The following is an 8,977-nucleotide window of genomic DNA, read 5'->3' on the forward strand; positions in this document are numbered from 1 at the left end:
GATTTAGCTTTAATTATGTAGAGGGATAAAATATAGTAATAGTTTATTTATGGTTCTATATTTCTCGTCAATAAAATATAATAGTTTATTAAGGTATTAGAAAGAATTTAACAACTATATTTATTCCTCTAATACATATTATTAAATATGGAAGTAGCAACACTAGGTGGAGGGTGTTTCTGGTGTACTGAAGCTGTCTTTTTAAGGGTAAAAGGAGTAATTGACGTCAAGCCGGGGTACTCTGGAGGTAAGGTACCAAATCCGACTTACGAGGAAGTCTGCACAGGTGAGACTGGTCATGCGGAAGTAGTTCAAATAACTTTTGATCCCTCTGTTATTTCCTATAAGGAGATTTTGGAAATATTTTTTGCAATACACGACCCAACAACTCCAAATAGGCAAGGTAATGACGTAGGTCCTCAATATAGGTCAATCATCCTTTACCATAACGAGGAACAGAAGAAGATAGCTGAAGAAGTAATAAAGGAGGTGGAAAAGGAATTAGGTAAGAAAGTTGTCACAGAGTTAGTACCATTCGAAGTTTTTTACGAGGCTGAAGAGTATCATCATAAATTTTATGAGAGGCATAGATATTATCCCTATTGCACTTTAGTCATCAGCCCTAAGATCAAGAAGTTCATGAAATATTTCCCCGATAAAGTAGATTTAGAGAAGATCTCGAGTAAAGCGTAAACAGTTAAACTATCTTAAAAGTTTTTACACCTTCTTCATCAATAATTACATATCCCTTATCATTGTATATGTTGTTAGTAACATCTGACATAGTACCTGCATTTACACATTTTACACTTTTGAAGTGAACTAAAGCATGAGAATGACCTAATATTAAAACGTCCCTAAAGTCGTGGAGAACAAGTCTAAACATTAAGCAAAATAGTAATGGAGGGAGTTTTTGGTTTATTTTCTTTAATAACTTAGCTAAAGAATACTCTTGCTTTTCATTAAAGTATTGATGACCGTGAAGAAGAATATAAGATTTCCCATATGTCTTTATTTTTATGACGTCAAAATCACCTTTTAACTTATCCTCATCTCCCCTAACGTAAATTATGTTCCTCTTCATTTTTAACTTAGATATGAACTCCCTATAACTCTCCTCCCATCCTTCAGTAATTATGTCTCCGAGAAGTATTATTAATGAAGGTTTCTCACTATCTATTACCTTATTTATCTCATCTATGTTACATTTAGGGTAATGAATGTCAGAGAGAACTAGTATCTTACCATTCCACTCAAAGGATATCTCCCTCATGTTTTTGAGACTGTTTTTATAAGCTAATAAATCTTCATTTACTGAAAAACATTCTTGATAAATTATAATTTACGTAAGACATATATATTTGTAAAATATAGTTAAAAACATGGAATACTCGGAAATAGTTAAAGAGTTAGAACGTCTGGTTAAAATTCCCACATATTACGTTTTAGGAAAGTTAAAAGACAACCTAGTGTTTTACTCTACCACACAAGGAGAAACTAATATCTCAGCCTTAATTGACGGAAAGATAATCAGATTAACTAAGGAACCGATAGCTATGCCTTCTACACCAAAGGCTAATCTAGATTTCTTACCCTTTACTAGGGATGTGGAAAGAGGAAAAGAGGTTCACTCAGTTTATATATGCAATTTAAAAGGAGAGGAATACGAGTTAACCTCTCCCAAGGTTAGAATAATGGGTTTAGCTTATGATGATAAAACTATAGCGTTTGTAGGCTCTTCAAACGATGGAGCATTTCTTTATGCAGTTGAAGGAGGAAAATTAAGTAGATTATCCCAAGTGCCTCCCTTCTCTTTCGTGACCGATGTAGAAAATGGTTTAATCACTGGAGTAGTGCAAGTTAATCCTAAATCTCAAGAGTTCTTCATAGCTAATCTTAATGGAGAGTTTAAGATACTAACACCTAAAAAAGATAGTGTTAATGTCTCATATCGTATAAAGGGGGACAAAATATATATTTCAAGTGATTACGAGAATCCAGGCGAATCATATTGGGTATACACTTACGACATTAACTCTAATTCTTACGAGAGGGTTAATTTCCCAGAAAAGGATATATATGAGTACAAACCCGTAGAGATATTTTATGATCCGGATGACAACTTAATAATTGGTAAGAGGGATGGTAGGTCTAAGTTATTTTTAAACGGCAAGCTAGTAGACACTCCTCACGGAACTATAAGTGGAGCAACTAAAATAGGAGATTATATATACTTCTCACATTCGTCTTTAGTTTCCCCATATAAGGTGTATAGAGTAAACATTAAGGGAGAAAGAGAGGTAGTAGTTGGCAATGAGCTAGAGTTAAATTTAGGTGAAGTTGAGTATATTAAAATAAAGAGTGAGGTTGAAGTACCTACATGGATAATTAAATCTAATAGGGGAAGAGTTCCGGGGATAGGAATTGTTTATGTTCACGGTGGTCCTTGGAGTGATGTTGATGACAGTTGGAATTTATTAATTTGTGTATTACTTGACAGAAAGTATAGCATAACGTTATTAATTCTGAACATAAATCTAATCCAATCTATTTATATCTAAAAACTTGATACTATCTTTAGACGAGATATATGTCATAAATAACTTTTACAATAATTAAAGTCATTCAGCTCTTTTCCTTAGGCAAAAAGTCTTAATTATATTTATGATAATAACTCCTTATCGTGAATAGAGATATAGGTAAAAACGCGGAGAGGGAACTAGTCTCGCTTTTAAAAGAAAACGGATTTAAAGCGGTGAGAATTCCTACTTCTAATTCATCTCATAATCCATTGCCTGATGTCTTTGCGACGAAAGAAAACACTTTGCTGGCGATAGAGTGTAAAAGTACTTGGGAAGAAAAAGTCAAAGTAAGGAGTATTCAAGTTGAGAAGTTATTTGAATTTCTATCAATGTTCACAATGGAAGGTATACCTCTTATAGCCGTGAAATTTAAGAAGTTTCATCAGTGGAGAGTAGTTGTCTTAACTAAGATAGAGGATATATTAGTAAGCTCTGACAATTCTGTGCCTATAGATGAGTTCTTGCTCAATAAAGTTAACAGAAGAGAGGAAGTCTTAATTTAATTTTTCTCCTTGCTAATCATTTCGAGAAGCTCAGTATAGATAAAACCTATTATAATCCAACCTAAGAAAACATAGTTTATTATAGGACTACTCTCCTGCATGGAAAATACTAGTATAGCTCCGGACAGTATAGCTGATAGTAGGGCTAAAGTTACACTTCCTTTTCTCTTCCATAACTTCTTAACCGATATTCTGAATAATGAAAAACTAGCTGAGATTGATATTGTCAAGTAACTTAATACTGTTAATCCTCCTAAAAATAGGAAAGTATCGTAGATTCCGTAAAAATGGATGAACAAGAAGAGAAATATGGAATATGTTATTAACGAGAAGATTTCCGCATTAAATGGTCTATTATTACTAAATGCCGAGAATATTAATGGTAAGAATTTTTTAATGGACATTGCGTAAACTATTCTGGACATAGAGATTATGTAAGCTATACCACCTAAGATTCCACCATTTAAGGCAGAGAAAATAAGGTATGGAAAAATAAAGCCTACATTGTGTTTTAACACTCCTATTAGGTCTGTTCCATAGGGTGACACAGCGTAAAACAGTAACGCAGAGAGTAATCCGCCTAATAATATTACTAAAACTGTAATTAAACCTACCATCCTCCTAGCATTCCTTATCTCCTCGGACATGGGATTTAAGTTACCGTATCCAATGGGCATTCCAATAGCGTAGAGTATTACAAGGAATGGTTGCAATGGCATGCTTAAAACTGAGGCTAGGTGTTGCGATTTAGCTAATAATACAACGGAGCTGATGATTATTGCTAATATTTCTGCTATTGAGATAAACTCTGCGTACTTGGTCGATACTTCCAGTCCTCTTATTATTAGTGAAGCTGACACTGCAATTATTATGAGAGTAAAGATATCGTAAGTGAGGAACTGCATTTTTATATAACTAGAAATGATATATATTGATCCGGCTAGTAAAGTTCCTCCGTACGAGAAAGCATAAAGTATGAAAACCCAACCTGTTATTAACCCTAATCTTTCTGTTAGTGAGTAGAAGGCATATGTAAAGTAGCCTCCTTGTTGGGCGAACTTCAAGGATAATTTATATATTACTAATCCGTTTATCAGAACTATTACAGTGCCAATTATAGTTGCAATTGTTAGAAAATTCCCTCCGATCTGTAGCCCAATAGTTCCAAAGGTTATTATAGATGTAAATGGAGCTTGTCCACCAAAGGATAATGAAAATGCTTCAAAGGTTGAAAGTTTCTTTCTGTTCACTAGGTCTAAATGATTCAGTGAGAATTATAAAATTAATATGCTTGGCGTATAAAGAGATGAGAGAATGCTTACCTCCTCCCACACTAAAGAGCGAGGTATCTCTCCTTTTATCATATTATAAAAGATAAAAAGACAATTGCAAAGTAAATTGTGACTAGGGCAATGGATTCGGATAACTTTAGCTTCTTATCAAATAATATGTACAAGGCTATAACGTTGGCTACTATCATTGACAATATTTCTGGCAAAGAAGAGTAAATTGGATACTCGGTAAAAATTCCTACTATTCCTAGCAGTATGGTAGAATTCTCTATCTTACTACCTACAAAGCTAAGAATAGATAGTGATCCACCAGTCTTAGACATTTGTACTAATCTTATTGCAGATATTTTTTCCTCTAACTCACCGGCTATAGGAGAGATCACTAAAGAAAGCCATACTGCTGGGACGTTGAATAAGCTAGAAATCGTATTGATGTATTCAATGAAGGGTTGAGATAATAGGATAAGAAGTAATCCTCCTATGATCATGAACATAACTGATTTCCTTATGCCTAATCCATTTTTTTCTTCATGCCTCTCACCTCTAAATTTTCTTATCCTGTAAGCCACGTAGCAAGCGTAAATTAGGAATAGGAGTACTCCGGTTATAATGTTTAAAGTCCCGTAAATTGTGATCCCAGCAATCACTAAGGTGGTAAGGAGGAGAAACTTGTTTTCTACCTCATACTCTGCATTAATAGATAAGTCACTTTTCCACCTCAGCTTATACAGAATTCCTACGAGTCCTATTCCGAAAGTAAATAGTAAAACATTTCCGCCTAAAGCTGAACCAAAAGCTATATCGAAGTCACCTTTTAGTGAGGCTATGAGCACAAATATTGTCTCCGGTAAAGCAGTGAGGATTCCGAGTATTATTCCTCCAGAAATGCCTTGTCCTAAAAAGTCCTCTAACTCATCCGCGCCCTTGGCTAGCAATTCGGCTGAAATAAAAATTCCTATAAAGATGCCTATGAACTTAAGCCAGAAGAATATCAACCTAATGGAAAAATCTACTTTAATCCTATAAAGCTTTAATTATTATTTTGTTTTTGTTGAACAGTCAATTGTGTCCTATACTCCTTTCCTCTTAATGCTGATAAAACTAGTCCAACAGCTAATATACCTACTGAAACGTAAAATGCTGACCTTAAGCCTATTAGAAATGAACTAGCTACTCCACCTATTAAATTGGTCGTCCCTAAGAAAACCTCAAATGCTACATATCTAGGCACTGTTATAGAGGCTATGCTAATAGCTATTGTGTAACTAAGTAATGTTCCTATATTTGATAATGTTCTAGCTATGCCAGAGGCTCCACCATAAAAACCTCTTGGTGCATTAGCCATAATTGCACTGTTATTTGCTGGGAAAAATAACGATGATCCTAAACCGCCTATTGTAGAGGCTATGATTATGAAGTAAAGTGGAGTAGTTAAGGTTAAGAATTTTACATATAACAACACTGCTGATATCATTAACGCTAACCCAATAGTAGCTGGGATTCTAGCTCCTATTTTATCTGACAATCTACCAGTGAAAGGTGCAACTAAGCTAGCCAATACATAACCTGGTACTAAAAGCAAAGAGGCACTAAACGGAGATAGACCTCTAATACCTTGTAAATACATAATAATTATGAAAGCTGTTGCTAAGTAGCCAGTAGTTTGCATAAAAGATGACATAAGAGAGTAAGTGAATACTCTATTAGCTTTAAACGCTCCAAAATCTATTATGGGGAATTCCTGTTTTCTTTCAATCAATCCAAATATTCCCAACAAAACTATACCACCTAAGATCATGTATATGTTTAATGGTCTGACACCCTCCCCAGCTATATCAGCACTCCCATATGCTATCAAAGACAAAGAGGCTAACAAGCTTAACATTCCTCCTATATCAAGCTTAACCTTTCTCCTCTCAAAGCTCTTTATGTACCTTAACCCAAGGATTATAGCAATTATACCTATTGGCACGTTAATATAGAAAATATAACGCCAACCTATGAATGTTGTGATAAAACCACCTAATACTATTCCTAGTGTAGCCCCAGCATTCCAACCAATTGATGTGTAGCCATAAGCTCTCCCCCTTTGATTTGGGGGAAATATATCGGCAACTATAGCCCCGGAATTCGCTTGCATCATTGCTGCTCCTAGCCCTTGAACTCCTCTAAAGCCTACCAAGAATAAGGCACTAGGCGATGCTCCACACAAAGCGGAGCCTATTGTAAATATTGCGAATCCTAAATTATATAAACGAGATCTTCCATAAATGTCACCAATTCTTCCTAGTTGTGTAGTAAATACGGCTATTACTAGCAAATAAAGAATGATAACCCAAATGATCGTGTATAGATCAGTATGTAACTCTTGAGCAATTGATGGAATAGCCAGTATAACGATCGTAGTATCAACAGCCGACATTAGAGTTCCCAAGACTACTACAAATAATGCTAGATTCCTTGCCTCCATAATAAAATGTTAATTATTTAACTATTTAATCCTTTTGTTATGAGAAGTTTAACGGCGTTTTATAGCCAGAAGGTACACCTTTATAAGAATTATATGTTGTTGAAAGACAGTTCATTCAAGGTCGAAGTTAATCCAAGAAATGCTGATGTCTCTTATACAAATGATTCCTAATATTAGTAATTAATACGATCTAAATATATTTTTGTCGAAATATCTTTTGATTTTACCTTTACTCTAGACTCTTCCCACGTAAATGTTTAGAGCTTATTCTAGCTAAATAATAGTATAATTGAATAATTCCTAACTGTCTCATTTTTTTAAGTAATTAGTGAAGATAGATTGAGTAATAATGTATTATACTTTATTTCTCTATTAACAATTCTTAGTCCATGAGAAGTAGTGGGTTTCTTAAGACGTGTTTAAGTCCCACGTTTTTTATTGAATTTAGGGAGAGTTGAGGGCTTTTCTCAGCTGAAAATTCTGTTACGTTAATTTGCCAAGTTAACCTCCAGTTAACTCGACAAAATATTACTTAGAGTTTTAATCCCGTTTATTCCAGTAGAAATAATTGTCCTTCTAATCGTTACATAGATTGAAAGTAATATCTTCCATCAGTATTCCCAAATGAATTGGATTAAAGGATATAGCTCCAAGACTCATGAAAACTTTAGAAATATTTTCACAGAATAAAAAAGAGGATCTTCTCCATGATCGATTAAGGTATCATAGATATCTTAAAGTTAGATGAAAGGTCAAAACATATTTATTCGTCATTTCTTATTATAGAGTCAATGAAGGTATACGAAATTCCTTTGAGGTTTGTGAAAGCGTTTTTGATCGTTACTGATAATGGTTCAATCCTCGTCGACTGTGGAATTCAAGGTAGTGGAGAGAGAATTATAAATGCTATAACTAAGATCAATAAGAAATTAGAAGAAGTGAAATATGTAGTGTTTACGCATTCTCATGGAGATCATATAGGAGGTGCTTATGAAGTAAGGAAAGTATTGGATAGAGCTAAGTTTGGTATTGATAAGAACGGTGTAAAGTATTTAGAACGAGGTGAAATCAGAGAACCAGTACTACACTCCTTAATCATGAAGACTTTTTTTGCCATAGGAAAACCGTTTCTCTTTAAGAAACTTAATCCAGTTAGAGTTGACTTTGAGCTCAATGAGGGGGAGCTAGTAGATGGTGTGGAAATAATTAAAACACCAGGTCATACTGACGATTCAGTGTCAATATATCTTCCATCAATTAATTCGGTTATTGTAGGTGATCTGTTACAAGGTACTAAAGAAGGATTGAAATACCCTTCAATATATGAGGATTTCAATGAATTACAGAAAAGCGTAGAAAAGATAAAGTCCCTCAAGCCATCTATGGTTTACGTCTCTCATGGTATAAGTTCCTCCAAATTCCTTGTGTAAAGTCTTAAAACGTTTCAAAGACGCAGAGAGTAAACCTTTTATGTTTACAGTTAAAGTAAATCTTATGAGTGAAGTAATATCAATAAGGGTTAGTAGGAAGCTTAAGAAGGATCTAGAAGAGCTAAACATAAACTACTCTGAGCTGGTAAGGCAATACTTAGAACGAGTAGTCAGGGAAGAGAAGATGAAAAGGCTTTTACAAAACGCTGACAAAATTAGAGAAGAGTTAAGCAATAAGAGTTTTATACCCTCCTATGAGTTAGTAAGGCAAGACAGAGATGAGGATAGTCGTTGATACGTCTGCTTTAGTAGCATTATATATACCTGAAAAGTTAAGTAAATACATCAGAGAGGAAATGGAAAAGAACGAAGAATACCACTTCTTGGATCTCATATACTATGAATTCACTAATGTTATAAGAAAGAGAGTTGCTAGAGGAGAAATAAGTAATGATAAGGCAATGGAGATTCTAAAAAATGGATACGAGTTAATATCTAATTCTACAGTTCATGAGGGTAAAGAAGTTATCATGGAAGCATATGAGATGGGATTAAAATATAGTATAACAGTTTATGATGCTTCTCTAATAGCCTTAGCTAATAAGATAAATGGGAAGATCCTCACTACAGATTTAAAGTTGTTGAATTCTCTTAAAAATACTCAATTATATAGTCTATTTCTAGTGGGTGATGGGGTATC

10 protein-coding genes are annotated in these 8,977 nt (G+C 34.3%); 6 read left to right on the plus strand and 4 right to left on the minus strand.

All coding sequences use genetic code 11. The annotated features are described in order from the left end of the window. The first annotated feature begins 147 nt into the window (after positions 1-147). Entirely contained in the window at positions 148-693 is a 546-nt protein-coding gene (gene msrA, locus DMP16_RS05880; RefSeq protein WP_069281465.1) for a peptide-methionine (S)-S-oxide reductase MsrA, read from the plus strand. A 4-nt stretch (positions 694-697) separates the two neighbouring features. Here msrA and DMP16_RS05885 read toward each other — a convergent pair whose 3' ends face one another. Then, the gene (locus DMP16_RS05885) at positions 698-1,273 is read right to left on the minus strand and encodes a metallophosphoesterase family protein (RefSeq protein WP_069281467.1); all 576 of its coding nucleotides are present in this window, start codon (positions 1,271-1,273) and stop codon (positions 698-700) included. Positions 1,274-1,382: 109 nt separating this feature from the next. Here DMP16_RS05885 and DMP16_RS05890 point away from each other — a divergent pair, with 109 nt between their 5' ends. Further along, a complete protein-coding gene (locus DMP16_RS05890) occupies positions 1,383-2,561 on the plus strand; it encodes a hypothetical protein (protein WP_143576971.1) in 1,179 nt (392 codons plus the stop codon). Between the two features lie 122 nt (positions 2,562-2,683). Beyond that, entirely contained in the window at positions 2,684-3,085 is a 402-nt protein-coding gene (gene hjc / locus DMP16_RS05895; RefSeq protein ID WP_069281463.1) for a Holliday junction resolvase Hjc, read from the plus strand. Here hjc and DMP16_RS05900 read toward each other — a convergent pair. The 3 genes from DMP16_RS05900 to DMP16_RS05910 form a co-directional block, all read right to left on the minus strand. After that, positions 3,082-4,335 (minus strand): APC family permease, encoded by a 1,254-nt coding sequence (locus DMP16_RS05900; RefSeq protein WP_069281461.1) that lies wholly within the window; start codon positions 4,333-4,335, stop codon positions 3,082-3,084. The two genes, hjc and DMP16_RS05900, sit on opposite strands and share 4 nt — an antisense overlap. A gap of 110 nt (positions 4,336-4,445) precedes the next feature. Beyond that, positions 4,446-5,378, minus strand: coding sequence for a sodium:calcium antiporter (locus DMP16_RS05905; protein ID WP_185957823.1), 933 nt, complete (start codon positions 5,376-5,378; stop codon positions 4,446-4,448). A 29-nt stretch (positions 5,379-5,407) separates the two neighbouring features. Next, positions 5,408-6,847 carry an MFS transporter gene (locus DMP16_RS05910; RefSeq protein ID WP_069281459.1) on the minus strand — a complete coding sequence of 480 codons (1,440 nt, stop codon included), beginning with the start codon at positions 6,845-6,847 and terminating at the stop codon, positions 5,408-5,410. A 791-nt stretch (positions 6,848-7,638) separates the two neighbouring features. Between DMP16_RS05910 and DMP16_RS05915 the strand changes: the two genes are divergently transcribed. The 3 genes from DMP16_RS05915 to DMP16_RS05925 form a co-directional block, all read left to right on the plus strand. After that, a complete protein-coding gene (locus DMP16_RS05915; RefSeq protein ID WP_069281458.1) occupies positions 7,639-8,277 on the plus strand; it encodes an MBL fold metallo-hydrolase in 639 nt (212 codons plus the stop codon). Between the two features lie 40 nt (positions 8,278-8,317). Beyond that, complete coding sequence (locus DMP16_RS05920; protein WP_069281456.1) at positions 8,318-8,572, plus strand: antitoxin; 255 nt, start codon at positions 8,318-8,320, stop codon at positions 8,570-8,572. Beyond that, the coding region (locus DMP16_RS05925) for a type II toxin-antitoxin system VapC family toxin (RefSeq protein WP_069281455.1) at positions 8,556-8,977 on the plus strand (422 nt) is incomplete at its 3' end. The genes DMP16_RS05920 and DMP16_RS05925, both read left to right, overlap by 17 nt.

It is taken from the genome of Sulfolobus sp. B1, assembly GCF_007050195.1.
GTDB lineage: Archaea > Thermoproteota > Thermoprotei_A > Sulfolobales > Sulfolobaceae > Saccharolobus.